Below are 26,730 nucleotides of genomic sequence, written 5' to 3' on the forward strand. Positions count from 1 at the left end.
TCACCCCCTCCGCAGGCGGAGCGTCAGCACCTGGAACGGCCGCAGCGAGACCGGCACGCCGCCGTCGGTGACCTCGGCCGTCTCGTCCTCCAGCGGGCGCTCCAGCAGGTCGGTGACCTGGGCACCGGCGAGCGGGAAGCCGGTACGCAGCACGCCCCGGGCGCGACCGCCGCCGGACTCGTACAGCCGGACCACGACGTCACCGGACCCGTCGTCGGCGAGCTTGACCGCCTCGACTGTCACGCCCTCGCCGTCGACCGAGACGACCGGCTCGGGGGCACCGGCCGCGTCCGCCACCCGGAGCGGGAGGTTGAGGGAGTAGCCCTCGGCGACGGTGTCCTCGATGCTCGCGCCGGGCAGCAGCGAGTAGGTGAAGCGGTGCGTGCCCTGGTCGGCCTCCGGATCCGGGATGCGCGGGGCGCGGACCAGGCTGAGCCGGACCGTGGTCGTCGTACCGCCGTCCTCGCGGACCGTACGGGAGACGTCGTGGCCGTAGGTGGAGTCGTTCAGCACCGCGACGCCGTAGCCCGGTTCGCCGACGTGCACCCAGCGGTGGCCGGAGACCTCGAAGCGGGCCGCCTCCCAGCTGGTGTTGGTGTGCGTGGGCCGCTGGATGTGGCCGAACTGGATCTCCGCGGAGGAGTGCGCGGCCCGGACGTCCACCGGGAAGGCGGCCTTGAGGATCTTCTCGGCCTCGTGCCAGTCGATCTCGGTCTCGAAGTCGATCCGGGGGCTGCCGGCGCGCAGGGTGATGGTCTGGGTGATCGTCGAGCCCTTGCCGAAGGACCGCGTCACGCGGATCGCGCCCAGCAGCGGGTCCTTGGAGACGACCTCGACCGACGTGGGCTCCAGGAGATCGGTGTACCGGTTGTTGTAGTGCTTGTCGATGTCCCAGGCGTCCCAGTAGTTCGGGAGGTCGGTGTGCAGGCGGAGCAGGTTGCCCTTGTCGCCCAGCACCTCCCGGCCGGCCCGCAGATCGAGGACGGACGACAGCGTGCCGTCCTCCGCCACCTCCACCCGCACCAGACCGTTGTCGAGGACCCGCCCGGAGACCCGGACCGGCTGCGCGGGCTCGGCGTCGGCCAGCGGCGCGCTGCCGTTCGCGGGCACCTCGACGTACGCCAGAGCCTGATCCCCCGTACGCACCACCTCGGAACGGTCGAACGGGCTGGTGTTGAAGACCCTGGTGCCACCGGCGCCCAGCGCGGCCACCGCCTCGGCGGTCAGCGCCTCCAGCTCCACGGCCACGCGGGCGTATTCGGCCTCCGCCTCGCGGTGCACCCAGGCGATCGAGGAGCCCGGCAGGATGTCGTGGAACTGGTGGAGCAGGACCGTCTTCCACAGGCGGTCGAGCTTCTCGTACGGGTACGAGTAGCCCGGCGCGTGCAGCGCGGCCGTCGTCGCCCACAGCTCGGCCTCGCGCAGCCGGTGCTCGGAGCGCCGGTTGCCCTGCTTGGTGCGGGCCTGCGAGGTGTAGGTGGCGCGGTGCAGCTCGAGGTAGAGCTCGCCGACCCAGACCGGGGCGTCGGGGTACTCCTCGCGGGCCTTGGCGAAGAACTCGTCGGGGTGCTCGACGACGACCTTGGGCGAGCCCTCCAGGTCGGCGAGGCGACGCGCCCGCTCCATGATCTCGCGGGTGGGGCCGCCGCCGCCGTCGCCCCAGCCGAAGGGGGCCAGCGAGCGCGTTCCGCCGCCCTTCTCGTTGTAGTTGCGGACCGCGCGGTCCATCTCCTCGCCGCTGAAGCGGGCGTTGTAGGTGTCGACCGGCGGGAAGTGGGTGAAGATCCGGGTGCCGTCGATGCCCTCCCACCAGAAGGTGTGGTGGGGGAACTTGTTGGTCTGGTTCCAGGAGATCTTCTGGGTGAGGAACCAGTCGTTGCCGGCCAGCTTGGCGAGCTGCGGGTAGGCGGCGGTGTAGCCGAAGGAGTCCGGCAACCAGACGCCCTTGGTCTCGACGCCGAAGTGCTCGATGAAGAACCGCTTGCCGTGGACGAGCTGGCGGGCGATGGCCTCGCCGCCGGGCAGGTTGCCGTCGGCCTCGACCCACATGCCGCCGACCGGCGCCCACTGGCCCTTCTTCACGGACTCCTGGATGCGGGCCCAGACGTGCGGGTAGTTGTCGCGGACCCATTCGTACTGCTGGGCCTGGGAGCAGGCGAAGATGAAGTCGTCGTACTCGTCGGCGAGCGCGGTGACGTTGGAGAAGGTGCGGGACGTCTTGCGCTTGGTCTCGCGGATCGGCCAGAGCCAGGCGGAGTCGATGTGGGCGTGGCCGACACCGGAGACCGTGTGGGCGCTGGCGTGGGCCGGCTTGGCCAGCACGGGCGCGAGGACCTCGCGGACCGCCGCCGCGCTGCCGGAGACGTCGTCCAGGTCCAGGGCGTCCATGGCCCGGTCCAGGGCGTGCAGGATCTCGTGGCGGCGGGGCTCGTGCTCGGCGAGGTGGACCATGAGCTCGCGCAGCACCTGGAGGTCCAGGTCGAGGTGGAAGACCTCCTCGTCGAGGACGGCGAGGTCGGCGCGCTGGAAGGTGTAGAGGGGCGCGGAGCCGGCCGTGAGCTTGTCGCCCATCGGCGTGATCTTCGAGAAGTTGTCCTTGAGGATGTCCGGGTTGGAGGCGGCCTCGACCAGGTAGTCGATCTCCTCGCCGCCGTTCGCCGGGTTGGCGATGGGGACGTACTGGTTGAGCGGGTTGACGGCCTTCAGGGGGCGGCCGTCGGCGAGGTGGACCAGGGCCTCGGCCTGGTTGCCGGGCCAGTCGCCGACGAAGCCGAGGTCGATGACCGCCTCGACGCGCCGTCCGGCCCACTCGGCGGGCACCCGGCCGCGCATCCGGAACCAGGTGGTGCCCCAGGGCGGGCCCCACGGGGTGTCCATCGCGAAGGGCGTGTAGCGGGCGGCCGCGGCCTCCTCGAAGGAGACGGGCTCGCCCGGCGCCTGCCAGGCCTCGACCTCGAAGGGGACGGTGGCCGCGTAGACCGCGGGCTTGATGCGCTGGTCGTGGGCGCGCTGGACGCGCTCCTCGATGCGGCGGCGTTCGTCGTGCATGAAGGGTCTCCAGGGAGGGAGAGAGCGAGCTGGTGGGGCCGACAGGCGAGGGGAAAGCGCTTTCTAAAAACAGACGCTACTTAAGGTACGCGAGCCCGGGATGGACCGAGGTGTAGCCCTCGACCAGCTTGCGGGCGACATTGACGGAGTCGACCAGCGGGTGCAGCGCGAAGGCCTTCACCGCCGTCGCGCGCGAGGCGGACCCGGCGGCGGCCAGCACTTCCCGCTCGACCGCCTTGACCGAGCAGACCAGTCCGGTGGCGTGGTCGGGCAGGGGTGCGACGGAGACCGGGTGGGCGCCGTTGGCGTCGACGAGGCAGGGCACTTCGATGACGGCATCGTGGTCGAGCACGGAGAGCGTGCCCTGGTTGCGGACATTGAGGATCAGGGTGGTGCGCTCGTCGCGGGCGATGGCCCGCATCAGGGCGAGGGCGACCTTCTCGTAGCCGCCGGAGAGATCGTCGGCGTCGCGTTCTCCGGCGCCGGCCGTCTCCCGGTTCTCGGACATGTAGGTGGCCTCGCGCTCGGCGCGCGTGCGGTCCCACACGTCCAGCGCCTTGGCACCGGGGGCGCCGACCTCGTCGTAGAACCGCGCCTGCTGGTCGGCGAGGAAGGCGCCGCGGGTCTTCTCGGCGTGCTGGTAGGCGCGGACGGCCTCGCGGTTGAAGTAGTAGTAGTGCAGATACTCGTTGGGGATCGCGCCGAGGGACTGGAGCCAGTCGACGCCGAAGAGCTTGCCCTCCTCGAAGGAGCCGAGCAGGTCGGGGTCGGCGAGCAGGCGCGGCAGTTCGTCCCGGCCGGCGATCGTCAGACCGCGGACCCAGCCGAGGTGGTTGAGGCCGACGTAGTCGATCCAGGCCTCGTTGGGGTTGGCGCCGAGCACACGCGCGATACGGCGGCCGAGGCCGACCGGCGAGTCGCAGATGCCGATGACACGGTCGCCGAGGTGACGGGACATGGCCTCGGTGACCAGTCCGGCCGGGTTGGTGAAGTTGATGACCCAGGCGTCGGGGGCGAGGCGGGCCACGCGCCGGGCGATGTCCACGGCCACCGGGACCGTGCGCAGGCCGTAGGCGATGCCGCCCGCGCCGACCGTCTCCTGGCCGAGGACGCCCTCCGCGAGAGCCACCCGCTCGTCGTCGGCACGACCTTCCAGGCCGCCGACGCGGATCGCCGAGAAGATGAAGTCGGCGCCGCGCAGAGCCTCGTCGAGGTCGGTCGTGGTGGTCACCGTGGGGGCGTCGGGTACGGCGGCCGCCTGTTCGGCGAGGACCAGGCCGACCGCGGAGAGCCGGCCGGCGTCCAGGTCGTGCAGGACGACCTCGGTCACCCGGCCCTCGGCGCGGTCCGTGAGCAGCGCGCCGTACACGAGCGGGACCCGGAAGCCGCCGCCGCCAAGAATCGTCAGTTTCACCGGGTGCCTCCAAAAATGCCCCGGCGTTCAGGCTGGGACGAGTCATCTCCAGACAGCGCGTTGCGCGAACCGAGCACGCGCTGCCTCCTTGCACTTGCTCCAAGACCCCGGGCCGGCATCGACCCGGCCGGCGTCGATCGCGTGGGACCTGGCCGCTCACCGAGCGGTCGAGCGGCGTGAGCCAGGGATCTCCTTCGCTTCCGGGGGAGGGGATTCAAGCTTGTACCTTTCCTGCCAGGACCACCTCGACGCCCGCCTCCTCCAGGGAGGAGCGGGTCGCCGCGTCGACCGGCGCGTTCGTCACCACCACGTCCAGTTCCTCCGGGCCGCAGACCTTCGCCATGCCCGTGCCCGGGAACTTGGCCGTGTCGGCGAGCAGGACGGTCTTGTCGCTCGCCTTGATCATGGCCCGTTTGACCGGCACCTCGACGACCGTCGTGTCCATCACCTGCCCACCGGGGCGCACTCCACTGGTGCCGAGGAAGAGCCAGTCGGCGTGCAGCTGGCGGAGGTTGTCCTCGGTGAGGAAACCGACCAGGGAGCGGTACTCGCGGCGGACCATGCCGCCGAGCAGCACCAGCTCGATGCCCTCGTCGTCGGCGAGCTCCTCGTAGACCACCAGGTTGCTGGTGATCACGGTGAGCCGGCGGCCGTGCAGCTGCCGGGCCAGGCGGTAGGCGGTGGTGCCGATGTCGAGCAGCACGGACTGGCCGTCGGCGATCAGCGCGGCCGCCCGGGCGGCTATGGCGTCCTTCTCCGTCACCCGGACCTCGGCGACCTCGGCGAAGGGCTGGTCGCCCTCCTCGGCGCGCGCTCCGCCATGGACCCGGGTGAGCAGCCCGTCCTCCTCCAGCTTGACGAGGTCACGCCGGATGGTGGCGGGGCTCACACCGAGTTGCTCGGAGAGATCCGTCACGGCCGCGGGGCCACCTGAGCGCAGGGCCCGCAGGATGAGTTGGTGTCGTCGTTCAGCCAGCACGCCGTGAACACTACTCGTCATCTTCAATCATTTCCATGCTCAGTTCTGCTTGGGTATTGACCAATCTCGCGGAGCGGCGCACGATTCCCGTCATCGAAATTGACGTGTTTTGACGAGAGGCGCTCACGTGGACGACGACCGGCCCGAGGTGCTGCTGACCGGGCTGCTCTTCTACGACCTCGTCCTGACGGGTCTGGGAAAGCCGCCGACACCGGGCGAGGAGATCTGGACGGCCGGCATGGGCTGCGGCCCCGGCGGCATCGCCAACCTGGCGGTCGCCGCGTCCCGCTTCGGCCTGCGCACCTCCCTGGCCACGGTCTTCGGCGACGACTTCTACGGCGCCTACTGCCAGGAGATCCTCGCGGGTCAGGAAGGTGTCGACCTCTCGCTCTCCCGGGTCGCGGACGGCTGGCACACCCCCGTCACCGTCGCGCTCGCCCACGGTGACGACCGGGCGCTGGTCACCCACGGCCAGGAACCGCCGTACTCCCAGGACGCGCTGATGGGCGACCCGCCCGAGGCGCGCACGGCCCTGGTGCACCTCGAGTCCGAGCCGCGCGCCTGGCTCTCCAAGGCCGCCGCGAACGGCACGCAGATCTACGCGGACGTCGGCTGGGACCCCACCCAGGTGTGGTCCACCGACCTCCTCGACCAGCTGGCCCTGTGCCACGCCTTCCTCCCCAACGAGACCGAGGCGATGGCCTACACCCGCACCGACAGCGCGGTCGCGGCCCTCGGCACGCTCTCCGAGCTGGTACCAGTGGCCGTGGTCACGCGGGGCGGGGACGGCGCGGTCGCCGTCGACCAGACCACCGGCGAGTACGCGGACGTGCCGGCCCTGGCCGTCGACGTCGTCGACGCCACGGGCGCGGGAGACGTCTTCGGCGCGAGCTTCGTCGCGGCCTCTCTCGGCGGCTGGCCGCTGGAGGAGCGACTGAGGTTCGCCGTCCTGTCGGCCGGGCTCTCGGTGGGGCACCACGGCGGCGCCCTGGCGGCCCCCGGCTGGTACGGCGTCGACCGCTGGTGGCGCTCGCTGACGGATCCCGACCTGAAGCGGGCGTACGGATTCCTGGCCGACCGGATCCCGGCGGACGTGGGCCCACCGGTCCACTACGCGCCGGTCACACCACCGGCCCGGCCGGCAGCGTTCGCGCCGGTGGCTCCGGGGGCCGAGCACGCTCCGGCCGCCCCGAAGACCTCGTCGGCCGAGCACGCCCCGCTCTCCCCGGGCACCCCGCAGTCCGCGCACTCCCCCGTGCCCCCACCCGACAGCGCACGGCAGCACTGACCCCGCAACTTCCACGCAAGCCCCCCATGCACGTCCCGAAAAGATCCGAAAGGCGGTGGGAGCTGTGCGGCTCTCACGAAGAGGCCTGCTGCGCGCGGGCCTGGGCGGTACAGCCGCCACGGCACTCGGCGGCCTGGCCACCGGCTGCGCCGTTCCGACCGGCTCGACCGGCCGGAACATGGTCCTGTGGTACTGGAGCGGCGGTCTGAGCGACACCGTCGTGAAGAACGCCAGGGCCCGCTACGGCAGTTCCGTGAGCCTGGACGCCATCCAGATCGGCGGTCAGTACCGCTCCAAGCTCATCACCACCATCACCGGCCGGGCCCACATCCCCGACATCGCGGGGCTCAAGGGCGAGGACATGGCCGCCTACCTGCCGAACGCGGACCAGTTCATCGACCTGCGGACGCTGGGCGCGGAGAAGTACAAGAGCCAGTACCTGTCCTGGAAGTGGGACCAGGGCATCGCCGACGACGGCACGATGGTCGGCTTCCCCATCGACTGCGGACCGGTCGGGCACTTCTACCAGTACGAGATCTTCCGCAAGGCGGGGCTGCCGTACGAACCGGACGACGTGTCCCGGGAGCTGAACACCTGGGAGAACTACTTCGCCGCGGGTGAGCAGCTCAAGAAGCGGATCCCGGGGACCATGCTCCTCACCGACGTCAACTCCGTGTTCGAGAACGTCGTACAGCAGGGCTCCAAGCGGTACGTCGACAAGGACCGCCACTTCATCGGCGACCAGGAGCACGTACGCGACGCCTGGGCGCTCGCCGTGGAGGCCAAGCGCCGCGGGATCGTCTCCGACCTCGTGAGCGGCACCCCGGACCAGCTGTCGGCCAAGCAGGACGGCAAGCTGCCCAGTGAACTGGGCGCCTCCTGGGCGGCCTTCGACATCAAGAACGGTGTGCCGAAGGCCAAGGGCAGGTACCGGGTCGCCCAGATGCCGGTGCGGCCCGCCAACAACGGCGGATCGTTCCTGGCGATCACCAAGGCGTGCCGGGAGCCCGAGCAGGCCTTCGAGATCATCACCTGGATCCTCAACGCGTCCAACCAGGCGCAGGGTTACGTCGACGCGGGCCTCTTCCCCTCCACGCCCGCCTCGTACGGCCTGAAGCAGATGCGGGAGCCCGACCCGTACTTCGGCGGCCAGGTCACGACCGACATCTTCGGGCCGGCCGCGCAGAAGATCGTGGTCGCCTACAACAGTCCGTTCGACGTCGCGCTCGGGCAGCCCATCAAGGACGAGATCAAGAACGTCGGCGTCCTCGGCAAGGACCCCAAGAAGGCCTGGAGTGACGCCATGAGCAAGTGCCGTCGCATCGCGAAGCACCTGGGGGTGAGCTACTGATGGCCGTCCTCGAGCAGACTCCGCCCGCGGTGGTACAGCCCTCGCCCACGCGGCCCAAGAAGGGCCTGCGCAAGTACTGGCACCTCTACGCCGCGATCTCGCCCTTCTATCTGATCTTCCTCGGCTTCGGCCTGTTCCCGGTCGGCTTCTCGCTGTATCTGTCCTTCCACCGCTGGGACGGTCTCGGCTCGATGGAGTGGGCGGGGCTCTCGCAGTACCAGTACCTGCTCAGCGACAGCGACTTCTGGAACTCGATCGGGAACACGCTCATCATCTGGGCGCTGGCCACCTTCCCCATGATCTTCCTGGCGATGGTCACGGCCGTGATGCTCAACTCCGCGGTCCGGTTCAAGGGGCTGTACCGCGTCGCGTACTTCCTGCCGAACGTCACCTCGGTCGTCGCCATCGCGATCGTCTTCGGCTCGATCTTCTCCACCAACAGCGGTGTGGTGAACGCCGTCCTGCACTCGGTGGGCATCGACCAGGTGGCCTGGCTGAACACGCCATGGGGCATCAAGGTCACCATCGCCGCCCTGATGACCTGGCAGTGGACCGGCTACAACGCCATCATCTTCCTCGCCGGCCTGCAGACCGTCCCGGGCGAGCTGTACGAGGCGGCGCGCATGGACGGCGCCGGTCCGATCCAGACCTTCTTCCGGATCACGCTCCCGCTGCTGCGGCCCACGCTGCTGTTCGTGCTCGTCGTCTCGACGGTCACGGGCCTGCAGAGCTTCTCCGAACCACAGGTCCTGCTCCAGACCTCGTCCAACGACTCGACGTTCGCGGGCGGGCCCGGTCACTCGGGCCAGACGATGGTCCTCTACTTCTTCCAGCAGACCTTCGACAACAACGACTTCGGGTACGGCGCCGCGGTGGCGTGGGGCATCTTCCTCGTCGTCGTCCTCTTCTCGATCATCAACTGGCGCCTCGTGCAGCGCCGCGGCGACTAGGAAGGGCGCGCATCATGGCTGCCATCAAGGGATCCCGCCGCAGAGGGATCGCGCTGCACCTCCCGCTGATCATCGGCACCGTGCTCTCGGCCTTCCCGTTCTACTGGGCCGTGATCATGTCGACGCACAGCTCGTCGGAGATCTTCGCGTACCCGCCGAAACTGCTGCCGGGAACGCACTTCCTGGAGAACGTCCGCAACCTCTTCGACGCCATCGACTTCTTCGGGTCGATGTGGAACTCGCTGCTGGTCGCGGTGTCGGTGACCTTCCTCGTCCTGCTCTTCGACTCGCTCGCGGCCTTCGTCTTCGCCAAGTTCGAGTTCCCGGGCAAGAACGTGCTGTTCGGGCTGCTCATGGTCATCTTCATGGTGCCGGCGCAGCTGTCGGTCATCCCGCAGTTCGTGATCATGGCGAAGATCGGCTGGATCGGCTCGATGACCGCGCTGATCGTGCCGGCCGCGGCCAACGCCTTCGGCATCTTCTGGATGCGCCAGTACATGAAGTCCGCCATCCACGACGAGCTGCTCGACGCCTCCAAGCTGGACGGCGCGCACTTCCTCCGCCAGTACTGGCACGTGGCGCTGCCGGTGGTCCGCCCCGGTCTCGCCTTCCTCGGCATCTTCACCTTCATGGGCCAGTGGAACGACTTCGCCTGGCCCCTGATCTCCCTCACCAACCCCGACAACGTGACCCTCCAGGTCGCGCTGTCCCAGCTCAACGGCACCCACGGCACCACCGACTACGGCATCGTGATGACCGGTGCCCTGCTCGCCCTCGTCCCGCTGCTGATCGTGTTCGCCATCGGCGCCAAGCAGATCATCGGCGACCTCGCCAAGGGGGCCGTACGCGGATGACGGAAGATCCCCTGATCACCCTGCGCCCCTGGGAGGCACCCGAGGTGACCTCCTGGGGACGGCTTCCCATGAACGCCGTCGACCGGCGCTCCGGAGTACTCCCCCTGGACGGCGACTGGCGCTTCCAGTTGCTGCCCGCTCCGGACGCTCCGGTCGGCGGCTCCTGGTCCTCGGCGTACGTTCCGGGGGCCTGGACCGTGCAGGGCACCGACGACCTGCCGCAGTACACGAACGTGCGGATGCCGTTCCCCGAGTACCCGCCCCACTCCCCCGCGGCCAACCCCACGGGCGTCTACGAACGTGAGGTGGACGTCCCCGCCGAGTGGGCCGGACGCCGGATCGTGCTCCAGGTCGGGGCCGCCGAGAGCGTGCTCCTCGTGCATGTGGACGGGCGGCCCGTCGGCGTCTCCAAGGACTCCCATCTGGCCGCCGAGTTCGATCTCACGGGACGGGTGCGCGCCGGCGCGCGGAGCGTCGTACGACTGACGGTGATCAAGTGGTCGGACGCCTCGCACATCGAGGACCAGGACCAGTGGTGGCACGGCGGGATCACCCGGTCCGTGCTGCTGTACGCGACGGATCCGCTGCATCTGGCGGACGTGACCGTGCGGGCGTCCCGCAGCGGCGAGCTGCGGGTGGACTGCCGGGTGCGGGACGCGGCCGGCGCACTGCCCGAGGGGTGGTACGTCAGCGGCGAGCTGGAGGGGCAACCGCTCACCCAGGACGCGGAGTTCGACCGGTTCAACGCCGAGGACGAGCGGGTCTCCGACTTCCTCGGCGAGGCACGGCTGCGGACCGTCGTGGACGACGTCCGCACCTGGAACGCCGAGACACCCGAGCTGTACTCGCTCACCGTCCGACTGCACCGCGCCGACGGCACGGTCGCCGACACCTCACGGCACCGGACCGGCTTCCGGGACGTCGAGATCACCGGCCGCGACCTGCTGGTCAACGGCGAGCGGATCTTCGTCCGGGGCGTGAACCGGCACGACTTCCACCCCCTGACCGGGCGGACGGTGTCGTACGACGACATGCGCGCGGACCTGATCACGCTGAAGCGCTTCGGGTTCAACGCGATCCGCACCTCCCACTACCCGAGCGATCCCGCCCTCTACGACCTCGCCGACGAACTCGGTCTCTACGTCGTCGACGAGGCGGACATCGAGTCCCACGACCACGCCCACGAGATCGCCGACGACCCGCGCCATCTGAACGCCTTCGTGGACCGGGTCTCGCGGATGGTGCTGCGGGACAAGAACCATCCGTCGGTCGTCATCTGGTCGCTGGGCAACGAGTCGGACTACGGCGCGAACCACGACGCGGCCGCCGGGTGGGTGCGCCGGCACGATCCGACGCGGCCGATCCAGTACGAGGGGGCGGCCAAGCTCGACTGGGCGGACCCTTCCCTGGCCTCCGACATCGCGTGCCCCATGTACGCCTCGCTGGAGGAGTGCGTGGAGCACGCGCTCTCCGGGCGGCAGACCAAGCCCCTGATCTGGTGCGAGTACTCCCACGCCATGGGCAACAGCAACGGCACACTCGCGGACCATTGGGCGGCCATCGAGTCAACGCCAGGTCTTCAGGGCGGGTTCATCTGGGAGTTCTGGGACCACGGCATTCTGCAGCGTGTGAACGACGGCAGACCGGTCGGACGTGGGGGCGTCGGGCTCTATGACAACGGTGTCGCCGCACCCGGCCACCGCTGGGCGTACGGCGGCGACTTCGGCGAACTCCTCCATGACGGCGCCTTCATCGCGGACGGCGTGGTCTTCCCCGACCGCACGCCCAAGCCGGTGATGTACGAGCACCGGGAGATCGCGGCGCCGGTGCGCATCGAGTGCTTCAGGCACGAGGGCATCGTGCTCGGCAACCACCAGCACTTCCGGGGCCTGGCCTGGCTGACCGGCGAGTGGGAGCTCTCGCTCGCCGACGGACGCACTCCCCCAGCCTCCGGCCGGGGGGACCCCCATCTCGCTACGCTCACCGCGCCCGCCGAGCTGCCCGATCTGCGGCCCGGTGAGACGGCGGCGGTACCGCTGCCGTTCGAGCTGCCCGAGGAGGGCGGTGAGGCGTGGCTGACGCTCAGGGTGACGACCGCCGGGGACGAGCCCTGGGCGCCGCGCGGGACGGTGGTGTGCCTGCCGCAGGTGCGGCTGCGGGAGGCGGTTCCGCAGGCTCCGGTGAGGGTGAAGAACCGTTCCGTCGAGGTCGACGACGACGGTCTCCTGGTCCACCCCCTGCTCACCTCCGCACCCACGCTCTCCCTGTGGCGGGCGCCCACCGACAACGACGAACTCGGCGGCATGGCACCGCGCTGGCGTGACTGGGGACTGGACGCCCTGGTGCGCAAGGTCGCGGACGTCCGGCGGAGCCCCGGACGGGTCACCGTTCACGCCGAGTACGCCTCCGCGGCCGGTGTCGTCCGCCATCTGCAGGTCTTGACCGCGGTCGAGGGCGCAATCCATGTCGAGGAGTCGGCCGAGCTGCCGGACGAGCTCGACGACGTGGCGCGGGTCGGCTCGGTCTTCGAGACGGTCGCCGGGCTCGACCTGATGGAGTGGTACGGACAGGGCCCCTGGGAGTCGTATCCGGACCGCGCGTTCGGGGCGCCCGTCGGCCATCACTCCGTGCCCGTGGACGAACTGTTCACCCCCTATCTGCGCCCGCAGGAGAGCGGCGGCCGTCACGGCGTACGCCATTTCACGCTCTCCGCTCCGGACGCCACCGGCCTCGCGGTCGTCCTGGACGAACCTCGCCAGGTCGGCGTGAGCCGGTACCGCGCCGCGGACCTCACCGGCGTGACGCACCACGACGAACTCGTCCCGCGGGCGGGCTGCGTCGTGCACATCGACGCGGCCCACCGCGGCCTCGGCACCGCCTCCTGCGGACCGGACACCACCGCCTCCTACCTCGTCGCGCCGGGCGTCCATCGCTGGAGCTGGACTCTGCGCGCCCTCTGACTCCCCCTTCTTCTTCACTTCCCTTGCAACGGAGCACACGTGTGCACTTCGCATGAGCACGATCAGGGCGAGGCCGCCCAGGCCGGTGCCGGACGGCGCAGTTTCCTGCGGGCGACGGCGCTGCTGGGCGCGGCCGCCACGGCGGGCGTCGCGCTGCCGAGCGTGGCCGAGGCCGCGGTGTCCGGGTATCGTCCCGACACCCGGAGCCGGCGCTTCACGCTCGCCGTCATGCCCGACACGCAGTACCTCTTCGACGGGCCGAGCATCGACAAGGCTCCCGTCGAGGCCGCACTGCGGTATCTGCTGGAGCACGGGAGGGACGAGAACATCGTCTTCCTGTCCCACCTCGGCGACCTCACGCAGAACGGCGCGGCGCCCGAGTTCGCCGCGATCGGTGAGGCGTTCGAGCTGCTCGACCGTCGGGGTGTCGGCTACAGCGTCCTCGCGGGCAACCACGACGTGAAGTCGTCCACCACCGACCAGCGCGGTGCGACGCCGTACCTGGACGTGTTCGGTCCCGACCGGTTCAAGGGCGGCAGGACCTTCGGCGGTGCCTCGCCCGACGGCTACAACACCTTCCACCTCTTCGAGGCCGCGGGCCGCCAGTGGATGGTGCTCGCGCTGGACTGGCGCCTTTCGGACCAGGGGTACGCATGGGCGAAGAGCGTCCTGGCCGCCCACCCCACCACGCCGGTCGTCCTGACCACGCACGAGCTGGTCGTCGAGGACGACACCCTCTCGGACTACGGTCAGCAGCTGTGGGACCAGCTGGTCAAGGACCACGACCAGATCTTCCTCACCCTCAACGGGCACTACTGGCCGGCCGGCCGGGCGACCCGCAGGAACACGGCGGGCAACGACGTCCACCTGCACCTGACGAACTACCAGAACCGGTACTTCGGCGGCGCCGCCATGATCCGCCTGTACCGCTTCGACCTCGACCGCGACGTGATCGACGTGGAGACGGTCTCCCCGTGGATCCTGGGCCGGGCCTCCAAGGGACTCAACGAGCTGGAGCGGCAGGAGATCGAACTCAGCGGCGACGCCGACCGGTTCTCCGTCGACATCGACTTCGCCTCGCGGTTCGCCGGCTTCGCTCCGGAGCCCGCGCGTGCGGCGCGTCCGGCGGCCACCATGCTCGTGCCGGGTACGGCCGCGTACTGGCGCTTCGAGTCGGCGGTCTCCGGCACGGTCCGTGACCTCTCCGGCCGCGGCAACGACCTCACCGTGGTGTCGGTCGGCGGCGGCTCACTGGGCTGGTCCGCCGACCATCACCCCGACCAGCCGGGCCACGGCAGCCTGGAGTTCCAGGGCTACAAGTCGCCGCTCAAGGGCGCGTACCTGAAGACCGTCGACGGGGCCCCGCTCAACAGGGCGACCTTCGACAGCGGTTACACCATCGAGGCGTTCTACCGGCTCCCCGCGGACTGGGACCCGGACCACAACGCCTGGTCGGGTCTGGTCAGCCGGACCGGTACCGGCGGTGCCGCGGGCAAGACCGGTGACGACCCCGACGAGCCGCTCGCCACGCTCTCGCTCTCCAACGACCGTGAGCCGCAGTGGGCCATGCGCCCGCTCAACCAGCAGGGCATCGCCACCAACTGGGGCCAGGAGACCCCGCTGGAGACCTGGTGGCACCTCGCCCTCGTCAACGACGGCAAGCACTCCACGCTGTATGTCCAGGGCTGCCCGGTGGTCCGCAACCCGAAGGCGTCCGCCGTCGGCATCACCTCGGTGGGCCTGCCGTGGCTGCTCGGCGGCTACGAGTACGGCGGCCAGATCGACCAGATCTTCCACGGCCGCCTCGGTGACGTCCGGATCGTCGGACGCGCCCTGCCGGTGTCCTCCTTCATGACTCACTGACGGGAATCACCATGACCGAGCAGCAGCTGCCCTCCTGGGCCGACCCCTCCGTCCACCCCGCCGACCTCGACGCCCAGGGCGTGTCGAGACGCGGACTCCTGCGCCGGGCCGGCCTGTTCGGCGCCGCGTTCGCCCTCGGCTCGGCGGCGACCCCCGCCTTCGCCTCCTCCGGGAAGCGGGCCTTCGGCGGCGACGACCCGCGCCTCGCCTACCTGGTGGGCGACCACCACATCCACTCCGTGTACAGCCACGACGCGAAGTACACGTTCTCCCAGCAGGCGCAGGCCGCCGCCAGGTACGGCCTGGACTGGATGGTGTTCAACGAGCACTCCAACTTCGGACACGCCTACTACGGCGCCAAGCTGGAGCACGCAGAGATCGTCAAGGCCCGCGCGGAGAACCCGCGCCAGCTGATCTTCCAGGGTCTGGAGTGGTACATCCCGGCCGCCGAGCACTGCACGGTGTTCGCGGCCCCCGGCCCGCACGAGACCGACCTGCTCACGCAGTTCGAGCTCGCCTACGACGGCAAGCTCCTGGGCTACACCGAGGGGTCCGCGGGCGCCGCCGACACCGCGCGCAACGAGGCCCACGCCGTCAAGGCGATCAAGTGGCTGGCGGAGCAGCGCCGTTCGGGCTACGTCGACGACGTCCTCGTGATCGCCAACCACCCGCTGCGGCTCGGGATCGACTCTCCGCACGAGATGCGGGGCTGGCGGGACGCCGGCCCCGAGATCATGATCGGCATGGAGGGCGCACCGGGCGCCCAGGGCGCGGCGCTCCCCGGCTGGCGCGGGGCCACCTCGATCCGCGGCGAGTACGAGAACAAGCCGTCGGCGCAGTCGTGGTCGGGCTATCCGACGGACGCGTATCTGACGTACGGCGGCTTCGACTGGGCGACGGCGACCGTCGGCGGGCTGTGGGACTCGATGCTGGCAGAAGGCAGCCTGTTCTCGATCACCACGAACTCCGACAACCACCGCACCGTCTTCGACACGTGGAAGAACGGCGACTGGCCGGCCGGTCAGAACTTCGACAACACCGGAAAGCTGCCCGACCCGGTGAACACCGACACCCCGCAGCCCGGCAGCGACTTCTGGCCGGGCGAGTTCAGCCGCACCCACGTCGGCGTGACCCGCTACGGCTACCGCGCGGTGATGGCGGGGCTGCGCGCGGGCCGGGTCTGGACGGACCACGGGCATCTGCTCGACGGACTCGACGTCCGTGTGAAGCGGGACTGCGACGCGGGCCGCGGGGTCACGCTGGGCGGGCGGCTGCGGGTCCGCAAGGGCGAGAGGATCACGCTGTACGTCACCGTCACCAGCGCCTCCCGGGCCAACCCGCAGGGAATCCTGCCGGAGCTGGCGCACGTGGACGTGATCCGGGGAGCGGTACGGGGTCCGGTGAGCGACCGGGACGGCTGGAAGGCGCCCGACACCAAAGTCGTGCAGACGCAGGACGTGTCCGGCCGGAAGGGGACGTACACCCTGCGCATCCCGCTGACCGCCGGGGACGAGTCCTTCTACGTCCGGCTGCGCGGCAGCGACGGCAAGCGGCACGGCACGGGGTATCTCGGCGCCTCGGTCGACCCGCACGGGCCGATTCCGCACGAGCCCGGCAACGGTGACCCGTGGGCGGACACGTGGTTCTATTCCAACCCCGTCTTCGTCGACGTGGCGGGCGCCTGACGAAGGGCACACTCCGGGCGGAGCTGATCCCGCCCGGGGTGTGTCCGCCGTCGACGGCCGTGCACTCCTGCCGTCAGGCGTAGAAGCGCGACAGACTCTGCAGCACCGCGGCCGGCTTGGCCCCGCCCTCGATCTCGATCGCCCCGTCGACGGTGACCTGCACACCGCCCGGCACCTCCTCGACGTCCGTGAGCTTGGCGACGAGGCGGATGCGCGAGCCCACCTTCACCGGCGAGGGGAAACGGACCTTGTTCAGGCCGTAGTTGACCTTCGTGGTGACGCCCTGGACGTCCAGCAGCTCGGTGAAGAGCGGGATGAACAGCGAGAGAGTGAGATAGCCGTGCGCGATGGGCGCGCCGAAGGGGCCTGCCGCCGCCTTCTCGGGGTCCACGTGGATCCACTGGTGGTCGCCCGTGGCGTCGGCGAACGTGTTGATGCGCTCCTGGGTGACCTCGATCCACTCGCTGGTGCCGAGGTCGCTGCCGGCGAGCTTCTTCAGTTCGTCGAGGCCGTTGACGGTGACGCTCATGTAGCTGTCCTTACTTAAGAGTTGGAGCCGAAGCGCTTGCGCACCCGGGACTTGAGGAGCTTTCCGGAGGCGGTGCGCGGGAGTCCGTCCGCGATCACCACCGACTTGGGGATCTTGTACTTGGCGAGCCGTCCGGCCAGGGAGGCCAGGACCTCGTCGGGGTCGGGCGAGGCGCCCTCGCGTGGCACGACGACCGCCCGCGGCACCTCGCCCCACTTGTCGTCCGGGACACCGATGACCGCGCACTCGGCGATGTCCGGATGGCCGAGGAGCAGGTCCTCGATCTCGGCGGGGTAGATGTTCTCGCCGCCAGAGATGATCATGTCCTTGATGCGGTCGACGATGAAGACGTATCCGTCCTCGTCGACGCGGGCCGCGTCCCCGCTGCGGAACCAGCCGTCCGCAAAGGAGGCGGCGGTCTCCTCGGGCAGCCCCCAGTAGCCGGGCATGACGTGCGGCCCACGGAGCACGACCTCGCCGGTCTCGCCGACGTCGACGGGCGCCAGGTCCGGCCGTACGACCCGGACATCGCTGAAGAAGTGCGGCACGCCCGCCGAACCCGCCTTGCCGATGGCGTGCTCGGCGTCCAGGAACAGGGTCCCGGGAGAGGCCTCGGTCATGCCGTAGCCCTGGAGGAAGGTGAGCCCGCGCTCCTGGTACGCGGCGATCAGAGGGGTCGACACCGGGGAGCCGCCGCAGGTCAGGATCCGCAGGGAGGACAGGTCCGCGTCCGCCCAGCGCGGGTGCCTCGCCACCTGCTCGAACATCGTCGGCACCCCGAACATGAAGGTGATCCGGTGCTGTTCGATCAGATCGAAGGTCGCGTTCGGCTCGAAGGCCTCGACCAGGACACAGGTGCCGCCCTTCAGCAGTACCGGGAGCGTCAGCATGTTCAGGCCGGCCGTGTGGAACAACGGCGCGGAGACCAGGGCGCGTTCGTCGGAGATCAGGTCGGTGTCGACGAGGACGTTGATCGCGTTCCAGGTCAGGTTGCCGTGGGTGAGCATGGCGCCCTTGGGGCGGCCGGTCGTGCCCGAGGTGTACATGATGATGCAGGTGTCGTCGGCGGTGACCGGCTCGTCGATCGGTTCCGCCGCCGCCTCGGCGAGCAACTGCTCGTATTCGGGGCCGACTTCGACGTAGGTACGGACGTCGGTGCTGCCCGGCAGTCCGGCGACGAGCCCCGCGTGCGAGGGGCCGTAGACCAGTGCCCTGGCGCCGGAGTCGGACAGCTGGTAGCCGATCTCCGGTCCGGCGAGGCGGGTGTTGAGGGGGACGAAGACCGCGCCCAGGGAGCCGGCCGCGAACAGCGTCTCCAGGTAGGAGGGGTGGTTCGGGCCGAGGTAGGCGACGCGGTCGCCGCGCCGGATGCCCCGGGCGCGCAGGGCGTGCGCGAGGCGGGTGACGCGGGTGTGCAGTTCGGCGTACGTGAACGTCGTGTCGCCGTGGATCAGGGCGGTGCGGTGCGGGGTCTTGCGGGCCCGGCGTGCGGGCCATGAGCCCAGTCCCTCGTTGCGCATCTGAGGCCCCTTATGGCTTGGTCAGCCCGAGCAGACGGGCGGCGTTCTCCTTGAGGATCTTCGGCTTCACCTCGTCCTTGATGGACAGCTTCTCGAAGTCGGCGAGCCAGCGGTCGGGGGTGAGGACGGGGAAGTCGGAGCCGAAGAGGACCTTGTCCTTGAGCAGGGTGTTCGCGTACTGCACGAGCTGCGGCGGGAAGTACTTGGGCGACCAGCCGGACAGGTCGATGTGCACGCCCGGCTTGTGCGTGGCTACGGCGAGGGCCTCGTCCTGCCAGGGGAAGGACGGGTGCGCCAGGATGATCTTCAGGTGCGGGAAGTCGGCCGCCACGTCGTCCACGTGGAGCGGGTTCGAGTACTTGAGGCGGATGCCGCCCCCGCCGGGGACGCCCGCGCCGATGCCCGTCTGGCCCGTGTGGAAGAGGGCGATGGTGCCGGTCTCCTCGATGACCTCGTAGAGGGCATAGGCCACCGAGCGGTCGTTGGGGAAGAAGCCCTGGACGCTGGGGTGGAACTTGAAGCCCTTCACCCCGTACTCCTCGACCAGGCGCCGGGCCTGCTTCACGCCCGCCTTACCCCGGAACGGGTCGATGGACGCGAAGGGGATGAGGACGTCGGAGTTGGCGGCCGCCGCTTCGGCGACCTCCTCGTTCGGCACCGGCGCCGTGCCGGTCGCGGACTCGGCGTCCACCGTGAAGATCACGGCGGCCATCTTCCGCTCGCGGTAGTAGGCGGCGGTCTCCTCCAGAGTCGGCTTCCGCTTGCCCTCGACCTTGAAGTAGGCCGAGGAGGCGTCGTGCAGGTCGTCGTCCAGGGAGGAGTGGCCCTTGGAGGACACCTCCGCGTGGGTGTGGACATCGATCGCGACCAGGTCCTCGACGTTCATGGAGAGGTCCATCACGCCTCCGGAAGCTTCGGTGCCGGGATGCCGACCGTCTGGAGTTCGGCGCCCACCGACGTCGGGAAGGCGTCGGCCAGGGTGTCGGGGGTCCAGCCGCCGTCGGCGTAGGCCGCCCTGATCTCCTGCGGATGGGACCAGAGTGCCACCTTGTCGCCGCCGATGCCGATGGCCTGCCCGGTGATGCCCCGGGCGGCCTCGGAGGCGAGGAAGGGGACGAGGGCCGCGCAGTCCTCGGGGGTGCCGAAGCCCTCGCCCTTGCGGAGGAAGTCGGGGAGCGCCTCACCGTTCTTCATGGCCTCGATGTACGGGGCGAAGGCGGGGATGGTCTCGGTCATCGCGGTGGCCGCGACCGGCACGATCGCGTTGACGGTGATGCCGGCGCGGCCCAGTTCCATGGACCAGGTGCGGGCGAAGGCGGCGATGCCGGCCTTGGCGGCGGCGTAGTTCGTCTGTCCGAAGTTGCCGCGCTGCCCGGCCGGGGAGCCGACCAGGATCAGGGAGCCGCCCTCGCCCTGCTCGCGCATGCGGACCGCGGCGGCGCGGGCGCAGGTGAAGGTGCCCTTGAGGTGGGTGGTGATCACCGCGTCGAAGTCGTCGTCGGTCATCTTCCACAGCACCTTGTCACGCAGGATGCCCGCGTTGGTGACCAGGATGTCGAGCCGTCCGAACTCCTCCACCGCCCGGCCCACCAGTCGCTCGGCGGCCTCGGTGGTGCCGACCGGGACCACCTCGGCGACGGCGGTGCCGCCCGCCTCCACGATGGACTTCACGGCCTGCTCGGCGACCGCCTCGTCGACGTCGTTGACGACCACGGAGGCGCCGTGGGCGGCGAGGGCGTGCGCGTAGGCGAGGCCGAGGCCCCGGCCGCTGCCGGTGACGACGGCGACCTTGCCGGAGAGATCGATGCTGGACACGAGCGGGTCCCTTCATGGGTTCACACGGGGTGCGGCTACGAGATCGAAGCTAAGAGCAATAATTGGTGACGTCAATAGTTGTTGGAGACCTTCGGGTGCGTCATGCTGGAATCTCCCTGACACACCGAGCCCGAGGAGCCCGCCATCACACGCCAGCACGTCACCCCGAAGCCCATCGACTCGGAGGAGCCGTGGATGCGCGGGCTGCACGCGGACACCGGTTACCTGCTGTACCGCCTGGGCCTGCGCTCGGGTCAGCTGTTCAACACGTTCCTCCAGGAGTCGGGACTGCGACTGCGCCACTACGCGGTGCTGCGCTATCTCGCCGGGTCCGCGGGCGCCCTCCAGCGGGAGCTGAGCACCCGGCTCGGCTACGACCCCAGCGCGATCGTCGGCCTGGTCGACGACCTGGAGAAACTGGGCCTGACCGAGCGCCGCCCCTCCCCCGACGACCGCCGCAGCAAGATCGTCGTGCTCACCGAGGACGGCCGGGCCTTCCTGCGCGGCACCGACGAGGCCGGCCGGCGGGTGACCAACGACCTGCTCGGCCCGCTCGACCCCGCCGAGCGCGAGACGCTCCAGGCCCTCCTGCTGAGGGTCGCCGACCAGCCATGACCGTGCGCTCGGCGCCGGACCGGCTGCTGTCCGTGCTCGCCGCCTTCGACCACGACCACCCGGCGCTGTCCCTGACCGACATCAGCCGGCGCGCGGGGCTGACCCTGACCACCACCCACCGGCTGGTGGGCGCGCTGACCGACTGGGGCGCTCTGGAGCGGGACGACGCCGGCGTCTACCACGTCGGGCTCAGGCTGTGGGAGGTCGCCGCGCTCGCGCCGCGCGGGGTCGCGCTCAGGCAGCTGGCACTGCCGTATCTGGAGGACCTGTACGAGGCCACCCACGAGAACGTGCAGTTGGCGGTGCGGGACGGCTCGGACGTCGTCTACATCGAGTGGATCGCGGGGCGTTCCTCGGTCGGCGTGCACATCCGGGTCGGGGCGCGCTGGCCGCTGCACGCCACCGGGGTCGGCCTGGTGCTGCTGGCGCACTGCGAGCCGTGGGAGCAGGAGGAGTACTGCGCGACCCCGCTCGCCGTCTTCACGCCGTACACGATCACCGAACCGGCGAAACTGCGCCGGGTGCTCGCCGAAGTCCGGCACACCGGCGTCGCGGTGAGCAGTCGTCAGGTCACCGACGACGCCCTCTCGGTGGCCGCCCCCGTGTGCGGGCCCGACGGGACGGTGGTCGCGGCCGTGTCGGTCGTGGTGCCCCAGGCCGACGCCCAGGTGCCGGCGTTGATCCCCGCGGTACGGCTCGCGGCGCTCGGGATCTCGCGGGCACTGGGCTGGCAGCCCACGGTCCCGCCCCGTTCGGGTGCCGGATATCCCTCTCACCGGTGAGGACCCGGCCGCGTCGGCGTCGTGATACTGGAACGGCCCCGGCCCCGAGGAGCCGCTCATGTCCGCCGCCCGGTCCTGGTACGCCCCCGTCGTGACCCGCCTGAGGACGACGAACCCGTACGTCGTCGACAGCGCGCTCGCCGTGCTGGTGCTGTTCGCCGCGTCCCTGCATTGACATCCTCCCCCTCTTAAAAGAGGGGGATTCCAACCCAGGCGGGTTGAGGTTCACGGGCACTCGAACGGCCGGTGGCCGCTGTCACCCCTCCGGCACCGGCTGATCGCCGGGGGCGGGGGATCCCGCCCTGTCCTGCCGCGACATTGCTTGCTGCGTTCTCATCCGCGTTGCAGGTGAACCCGCAGGACACACAGATGAAGTCGGCTTGGCTCTTGCGCGACTTCTTCTCGATCCATCCGCAGGCGCTGCACCGCAGGGAGGTGTAGGGGGCGGGGACGTCTTCGACGCGCCCGGGGGCCTTGTGCCCGGTGCGCTGCCTCAGCAGGCCCCAGCCCTGGGCGAGGATGGCCCGGTTCAGCCCGGCCTTCTGCCTGACCTTCTTGCCGGGCTGCTCGACCGTCCCCTTCGCGGAGGCGGTCATGTTCTTGATGTTGAGCTTCTCGAACCGCACCAGGTCACAAGTGCGGGCGAGCATCGTCGAGGTCTTCTCGCACCAGTCCTTGCGCCGGTCCGCCTCGCGGGCCTTGAGCTTGGCGACCCTGGCGTACTCGGCCGTCTTCCGCTCGCTGCCCTTCGGGGCGCGAGCGGCGCGGCGCTGGTGCTTGCGGATCTGCGCCCGCTCCTTGACGGTGAGCTGCGGGCAGTTCAGCTTCCGGCCGTCCGAGAGGGCGGCGGTGATGGTCACGCCCCGGTCGACGCCGATGACCTCGCCCGTGCCCGGTGCCGCGATCGGGTCGGGAACGACCGCGAACGCGATGTGCCACCGGCCGCCCCGGAAGGTGACGCGAAACGTCTTCGCCTGCGGAAGTTCGGGACGGGTGAGCCTGAACCGTACCCACCCGCAGCCGGGCACCTTGACCTGCGCCCACCGGCGGTTGAGCTTCTGCACGACCACGGACCGACCCATCACCTGCTTGCCGGTCTTCGCGTTCAGTTTCGGTGACCCGTCCGCTTCGAATTCCGGCACGCGGTCGGTGCCAATGACGCGGAAGCCCTCGTGCACATGCTTCTTACGCCACGTCGGCTCACCGAACCCGGTCGTGAACCGGGCCTGCTTGGCTTGGGCGAAGCCCTTGAGCGCCTGCTGCTGAACGTCTGCGTTACCAGACCCCAGCCACTGGCTGACACGCCGGGCTTCGGTGAGCTGCTTGCACTGCTCTGCGAAACCTGGTGCGGACGTGCGCCCCTTGTACCAGTGCGAGTGCTGCTCGACCGCCAGGTTCCACACGTACCTCGCGTGCGCGCAGTGCAGGAGCATCTGCTCCTCCTCCTGCTGCGACGTCGGGTACATACGGAATCTGGACATGGCCCCATTCTAGGGCCATACTTGACGGGTGATCAAGTTCAATCTCCGCCTCCCCGAAGACCTTTACGACGCCGCCAAGGACGCTGCCGCCACAGACGACCGCTCCCTGAACTCCTGGCTGGTGTCCCTCGTGCGCCATGCAGTCGCGCCGCGTGACACGCCGAATCGCCCTGACGGCGATTCGGCTATCCCCGTCCCGCCCCGCGGGAGCGGGCCTTCACCCCGGCCCTGAAAGACCGGGCACCCTGCCCGTAAGCAAGGTGGATGTTCCAGGACGAGGGGGACGACCGCCTGAGCCTGGTGGGCTGGCGAGTGGGGGCCGCCACCGCCGCCCCCCTTATCTGACGGCGCCGCTCCCGAGGCACGGCAGTTGTACGACACCGTCGACGAACGGCACCTGCGAGTCCCGTTTCAGCGACTCCTCACCGGAATCTCAGACAGTCACCCCCCGTTTCAAAGGATCACCCCAGGTACGAGGCGCACGATGCCCCCGCAAAGGTGGATATCTCAGGAAGGTGTGCCGTGGGCGTCCCGCACATATCGAACCGGTCCGGGCGACAGCCGCAGAGGTGGTCCCGGCGCGGGATGCTCGCCGCTCTGGGTGCCGTGCCGGCGGCCGTCGTCCTGACGGGCTGCAGCGGATCCGCGGACGCCTCGGAGGGGACGTCGACCGCGTCCGTCCGAGCGGCCGCGAAGAAGGCGGCCATCACGGTCACCCCCGCCGACGGGACCAAGAAGGCCGACTTCGCCGCTCCCGTCGAGGTCACCGTGACCGACGGCACCCTGGCCTCCGTGAAGGTGACCGGCAACGACGGCTCCACGCTCACCGGATCGCTCAACGACGCGAAGACCACATGGGCTTCGACGACGAACCCGTACTCGGGCACCAAGTACACGGTCGCGGTCACGGCACAGGACGGCACCGCGGAGACGACGACCTTCACCACGAAGTCCCCCGGCGAGACGTTCGTGGGCTGGTTCACCCCCGAGGCCAACACCACCTCCGGCGTCGGCATGCCGGTCTCCATCAACTTCTCGCACGCCGTGTCCGACAGGGCCGCCGTCCAGAAGGCGATCACGGTGACCGCCGAACCCGCGGTCGAGATCGTGGGCCACTGGTTCAGCGACACCCGGCTCGACTTCCGGCCCGAGACCTACTGGGCGGCCGGCACGAAGATCACGCTCGGCCTGCGGCTCAAGGACGTCCAGGGCACCGCCGGGGTCTACGGCGTGCAGTCCAAGGACGTCACCTTCCACATCGGCCGCGAGCAGATCAGCACGGTCGACCTGTCCACCAAGGAGATGGTGGTCAAGAGGGACGGCGAGACGATCGCCGGCTACCCCGTCTCCGGCGGCGACTCCGACCACACCACCTGGTCCGGGATCATGGTGATCAGCGAGCGGTTCAAGCAGACCCGCATGGAGTCCTCGACGGTCGGCCTCGGCGACGAGTACGACATCTCCGACGTCCCGCACGCCCAGCGCCTGACCACCTCCGGCACCTTCGTGCACGGCAACTACTGGGCGCCCACCTCGGTGTTCGGCAGCCGGAACACCAGCCACGGCTGCGTCGGCCTGCACGACGCCAAGGGCGCGAACGACAGCTCCGTGGACGGCTACAAGTTCTACGAGAGTTCCCTGCTCGGCGATGTCGTGATCGTGAAGAACTCCGGCGAGAAGACCGTGGAACCGTCGAACGGGCTCAACGGCTGGAACCTGTCGTGGTCGGACTGGAAGGCGGGCAGCGCGGTCTGAACGGCGTCAGAGCAGTCTGGCGAGGGCTTCGGCGGAGGGGCTCGAGGGCACCGCCTGGTAGACGATGATCACCTGTTGCTCGGCGCCCCCGACGGTGAGCGCCTGCCGCCGCAGGGCGAGCTCCCCGACGTGCGGGTGCGCGAACCGTTTCAGCTCGTCGCGGGAGGGCCGCGCGTCGTACCGCGCCCACAGGCCGCGGAAGTCCTCGTCGCTCTCCAGTTCAGCCACGAGCCGCGCGGTCACGGGGTCGCGCGGGTCGGCCTCGGCGCGCAGGGCCGCGACGGTCTGCGCGGCGATCTCCGGCCAGTCGGGGAACAGCCGGCGGGCCGCGGGATCGAGGAACATGTCCCGGACCAGGTTGTGCCCGGGCTCGTACATCGGCGCGAGCGCGCGGGCCCACTTGTTGGCGGCCAGCACCTCGAACCGCCGGTTGCGCACATACGCCGGTGTGCCCGCCCACGCGTCGAGCAACTGGTGCAGGTCCGGGGCGACTTCGGTCTCCGCGGGCGGTACCGGATCCGGGGCGGCGAGCGCGAACAGATGCGCGCGGGTGTCGGCGTCCAGTTCCAGAGCCCGCGCGAGCGCCCGCAGCACCTGCGGCGAAGGATGCTGGTCCACGCCCTGTTCCAGCCGGGTCAGATACGGCTCGCTGATGCCGGCCAGCCGGGCCAGCTCGTCCCGGCGCAGTCCGGCGACCCGGCGTCTTCCGTGCGCGGGCAGATCCGCGCGCGAGGGCGGGACCCGTCCCCGCCGGGCCTTCAGGAACTCTCCGAGCGCGTTGCCGGCCGCCATGGCCGAAAGGGTAACCCTGCGGGGGTGCTGGCTGGCGTCCGGTGGGAGGCGCAGGGTCGAGGGCATGAAGAAGACCTGGTTCATCACCGGCGCGTCCCGCGGCTTCGGTCGGATCTGGGCGGAGGCCGCACTCTCCCGAGGCGACCGCGTGGCCGCCACCGCCCGCCGCCCCGAGTCCCTCGAGCCTCTCGTCGACGCCTACGGGGACAGCGTCCTGCCCCTCGCCCTCGACGTCACCGACCGGGCGGCCGCCTTCGCCGCCGTCCAACGGGCCGCCGACGCCTTCGGCCGCCTCGACGTGGTCGTCAACAACGCGGGCTACGGCCTGTTCGGGATGGTCGAGGAGACCACCGAGGAACAGGCCCGCGCCCAGCTGGACACGAACGTGCTCGGCCCGCTGTGGGTGACACAGGCGGCCCTGCCTCTCCTGCGCGCCCAGCGCGGCGGGCACATCCTGCAGGTCTCCAGCATCGGCGGCCTCGCCGCCTTCCCCTCCCTCGGCCTCTACAACGCCTCCAAGTGGGCGCTGGAGGGCATGAGCGAGGCGCTCGCCCAGGAGGTCGGTCCGCTCGGCGTGCGCGTCACGCTCGTCGAACCCGGCCCCTACGGCACCGACTGGTCCGGCTCCTCGGCGGTGCACGCCGAGCCCCTCGCCGCCTACGAGCCGATCCGTGAGGCCCGCCGGGCCGGTGCCGGCGCCCGGGCTCCCCAGGATCCGCAGACCACCGCCGAGGTCGTCCTCGAACTGGTCGACACGGACGAGCCGCCCCTGCGCCTGTTCCTGGGCACGTATCCCTATCCGGTCGTGGAAGCCGCCTACCGCCGGCGGCTGGACACCTGGAACGCCTGGCGGCCACTCGCCGCCAGGGCCTGACACGGACTCGCGGGCCGACGCCTCGGCGGTGACCGAGGCGCACGGCGCCGATCCACACCCTTCACTGGGTGAACTCACCTGCGGCGCAGCGACTTTCACTGTTTCACCTCTTGACGGCCGGAGTGGCCGAGAGCACATTGGGCGCACTTTGAGAGCGCTCTCAGACTGCGCTCGA

The 26,730-nt window shown here is 70.2% G+C and carries 21 protein-coding genes; 12 read left to right on the forward strand and 9 right to left on the reverse strand.

Translation table 11 applies throughout. The features are described from left to right. From RNB18_RS21115 to RNB18_RS21125, 3 genes are all read right to left on the reverse strand, one after another. Nucleotides 1–3,048, reverse strand: a complete 3,048-nt coding sequence (locus RNB18_RS21115) for an alpha-mannosidase (protein ID WP_311715649.1) — start codon at nucleotides 3,046–3,048, stop codon at nucleotides 1–3. Nucleotides 3,049–3,124: 76 nt separating this feature from the next. Next, the gene (locus RNB18_RS21120) at nucleotides 3,125–4,462 is read right to left on the reverse strand and encodes a 6-phospho-beta-glucosidase (protein ID WP_311715650.1); all 1,338 of its coding nucleotides are present in this window, start codon (nucleotides 4,460–4,462) and stop codon (nucleotides 3,125–3,127) included. 214 nt (nucleotides 4,463–4,676) lie between these two features. Continuing rightward, nucleotides 4,677–5,441: a DeoR/GlpR family DNA-binding transcription regulator gene (locus tag RNB18_RS21125; protein WP_311715651.1), complete on the reverse strand. Its 765-nt coding sequence runs from the start codon at nucleotides 5,439–5,441 to the stop codon at nucleotides 4,677–4,679. Nucleotides 5,442–5,568: 127 nt separating this feature from the next. On the opposite strand from RNB18_RS21125, the gene RNB18_RS21130 reads away from it, so the two are divergent. The 7 genes from RNB18_RS21130 (at nucleotide 5,569) to RNB18_RS21160 (ending at nucleotide 16,392) form a co-directional block, all read left to right on the forward strand. Then, nucleotides 5,569–6,729, forward strand: a complete 1,161-nt coding sequence (locus RNB18_RS21130; protein ID WP_311715652.1) for a carbohydrate kinase family protein — start codon at nucleotides 5,569–5,571, stop codon at nucleotides 6,727–6,729. Between the two features lie 64 nt (nucleotides 6,730–6,793). Next, entirely contained in the window at nucleotides 6,794–8,080 is a 1,287-nt protein-coding gene (locus tag RNB18_RS21135; protein ID WP_311715653.1) for an ABC transporter substrate-binding protein, read from the forward strand. Then, nucleotides 8,080–9,030 (forward strand): carbohydrate ABC transporter permease, encoded by a 951-nt coding sequence (locus RNB18_RS21140; protein ID WP_311715654.1) that lies wholly within the window; start codon nucleotides 8,080–8,082, stop codon nucleotides 9,028–9,030. Before RNB18_RS21135 ends, RNB18_RS21140 begins: the two co-directional genes overlap by 1 nt. A gap of 14 nt (nucleotides 9,031–9,044) precedes the next feature. Further along, nucleotides 9,045–9,884, forward strand: a complete 840-nt coding sequence (locus tag RNB18_RS21145; protein ID WP_311715655.1) for a carbohydrate ABC transporter permease — start codon at nucleotides 9,045–9,047, stop codon at nucleotides 9,882–9,884. Beyond that, a complete protein-coding gene (locus tag RNB18_RS21150) occupies nucleotides 9,881–12,844 on the forward strand; it encodes a glycoside hydrolase family 2 TIM barrel-domain containing protein (RefSeq protein ID WP_311715656.1) in 2,964 nt (987 codons plus the stop codon). Before RNB18_RS21145 ends, RNB18_RS21150 begins: the two co-directional genes overlap by 4 nt. Nucleotides 12,845–12,883: 39 nt before the next feature. Continuing rightward, the gene (locus tag RNB18_RS21155; protein WP_311715657.1) at nucleotides 12,884–14,707 is read left to right on the forward strand and encodes a LamG-like jellyroll fold domain-containing protein; all 1,824 of its coding nucleotides are present in this window, start codon (nucleotides 12,884–12,886) and stop codon (nucleotides 14,705–14,707) included. 11 nt (nucleotides 14,708–14,718) lie between these two features. Beyond that, the gene (locus RNB18_RS21160; RefSeq protein WP_311715658.1) at nucleotides 14,719–16,392 is read left to right on the forward strand and encodes a histidinol-phosphatase; all 1,674 of its coding nucleotides are present in this window, start codon (nucleotides 14,719–14,721) and stop codon (nucleotides 16,390–16,392) included. 73 nt (nucleotides 16,393–16,465) lie between these two features. Here RNB18_RS21160 and RNB18_RS21165 read toward each other — a convergent pair whose 3' ends face one another. From RNB18_RS21165 to RNB18_RS21180, 4 genes are read right to left on the reverse strand one after another with little or no spacing between them, the layout of a single operon-like run. Beyond that, the gene (locus RNB18_RS21165; protein ID WP_062047903.1) at nucleotides 16,466–16,921 is read right to left on the reverse strand and encodes a MaoC family dehydratase; all 456 of its coding nucleotides are present in this window, start codon (nucleotides 16,919–16,921) and stop codon (nucleotides 16,466–16,468) included. A gap of 14 nt (nucleotides 16,922–16,935) precedes the next feature. Next, nucleotides 16,936–18,441, reverse strand: a complete 1,506-nt coding sequence (locus tag RNB18_RS21170; RefSeq protein ID WP_311715659.1) for an acyl-CoA synthetase — start codon at nucleotides 18,439–18,441, stop codon at nucleotides 16,936–16,938. A 10-nt stretch (nucleotides 18,442–18,451) separates the two neighbouring features. Beyond that, nucleotides 18,452–19,327, reverse strand: a complete 876-nt coding sequence (locus tag RNB18_RS21175) for an amidohydrolase family protein (RefSeq protein ID WP_311715660.1) — start codon at nucleotides 19,325–19,327, stop codon at nucleotides 18,452–18,454. An 11-nt stretch (nucleotides 19,328–19,338) separates the two neighbouring features. Continuing rightward, a complete protein-coding gene (locus tag RNB18_RS21180; protein WP_311715661.1) occupies nucleotides 19,339–20,256 on the reverse strand; it encodes an SDR family NAD(P)-dependent oxidoreductase in 918 nt (305 codons plus the stop codon). Between the two features lie 195 nt (nucleotides 20,257–20,451). Here RNB18_RS21180 and RNB18_RS21185 point away from each other — a divergent pair, with 195 nt between their 5' ends. Both RNB18_RS21185 and RNB18_RS21190 read left to right on the forward strand, forming a co-directional pair. Continuing rightward, on the forward strand, nucleotides 20,452–20,871 hold the full coding sequence (locus RNB18_RS21185) for a MarR family winged helix-turn-helix transcriptional regulator (protein ID WP_311715662.1): 420 nt from the start codon (nucleotides 20,452–20,454) through the stop codon (nucleotides 20,869–20,871). After that, nucleotides 20,868–21,653, forward strand: a complete 786-nt coding sequence (locus tag RNB18_RS21190; protein ID WP_266510279.1) for an IclR family transcriptional regulator — start codon at nucleotides 20,868–20,870, stop codon at nucleotides 21,651–21,653. The genes RNB18_RS21185 and RNB18_RS21190 overlap by 4 nt, the downstream gene beginning before the upstream one ends. A gap of 188 nt (nucleotides 21,654–21,841) precedes the next feature. Here RNB18_RS21190 and RNB18_RS21195 read toward each other — a convergent pair whose 3' ends face one another. After that, nucleotides 21,842–23,134 (reverse strand): RNA-guided endonuclease InsQ/TnpB family protein, encoded by a 1,293-nt coding sequence (locus tag RNB18_RS21195; RefSeq protein ID WP_311715663.1) that lies wholly within the window; start codon nucleotides 23,132–23,134, stop codon nucleotides 21,842–21,844. 28 nt (nucleotides 23,135–23,162) lie between these two features. Between RNB18_RS21195 and RNB18_RS21200 the strand changes: the two genes are divergently transcribed. After that, on the forward strand, nucleotides 23,163–23,366 hold the full coding sequence (locus RNB18_RS21200) for an Arc family DNA-binding protein (protein WP_311715664.1): 204 nt from the start codon (nucleotides 23,163–23,165) through the stop codon (nucleotides 23,364–23,366). Nucleotides 23,367–23,656: 290 nt separating this feature from the next. Then, nucleotides 23,657–24,889 (forward strand): L,D-transpeptidase, encoded by a 1,233-nt coding sequence (locus RNB18_RS21205; protein WP_311715665.1) that lies wholly within the window; start codon nucleotides 23,657–23,659, stop codon nucleotides 24,887–24,889. Nucleotides 24,890–24,895: 6 nt separating this feature from the next. Here RNB18_RS21205 and RNB18_RS21210 read toward each other — a convergent pair whose 3' ends face one another. After that, nucleotides 24,896–25,681 (reverse strand): helix-turn-helix domain-containing protein, encoded by a 786-nt coding sequence (locus tag RNB18_RS21210; protein WP_311715666.1) that lies wholly within the window; start codon nucleotides 25,679–25,681, stop codon nucleotides 24,896–24,898. A 64-nt stretch (nucleotides 25,682–25,745) separates the two neighbouring features. On the opposite strand from RNB18_RS21210, the gene RNB18_RS21215 reads away from it, so the two are divergent. Further along, complete coding sequence (locus RNB18_RS21215) at nucleotides 25,746–26,555, forward strand: SDR family oxidoreductase (protein ID WP_311715667.1); 810 nt, start codon at nucleotides 25,746–25,748, stop codon at nucleotides 26,553–26,555. Nucleotides 26,556–26,730: the final 175 nt, after the last annotated feature.

Origin of the sequence: Streptomyces doebereineriae (assembly GCF_031845645.1) — a bacterium.
In the GTDB taxonomy this organism is placed as follows: Bacteria; Actinomycetota; Actinomycetes; order Streptomycetales; family Streptomycetaceae; genus Streptomyces; species Streptomyces canus.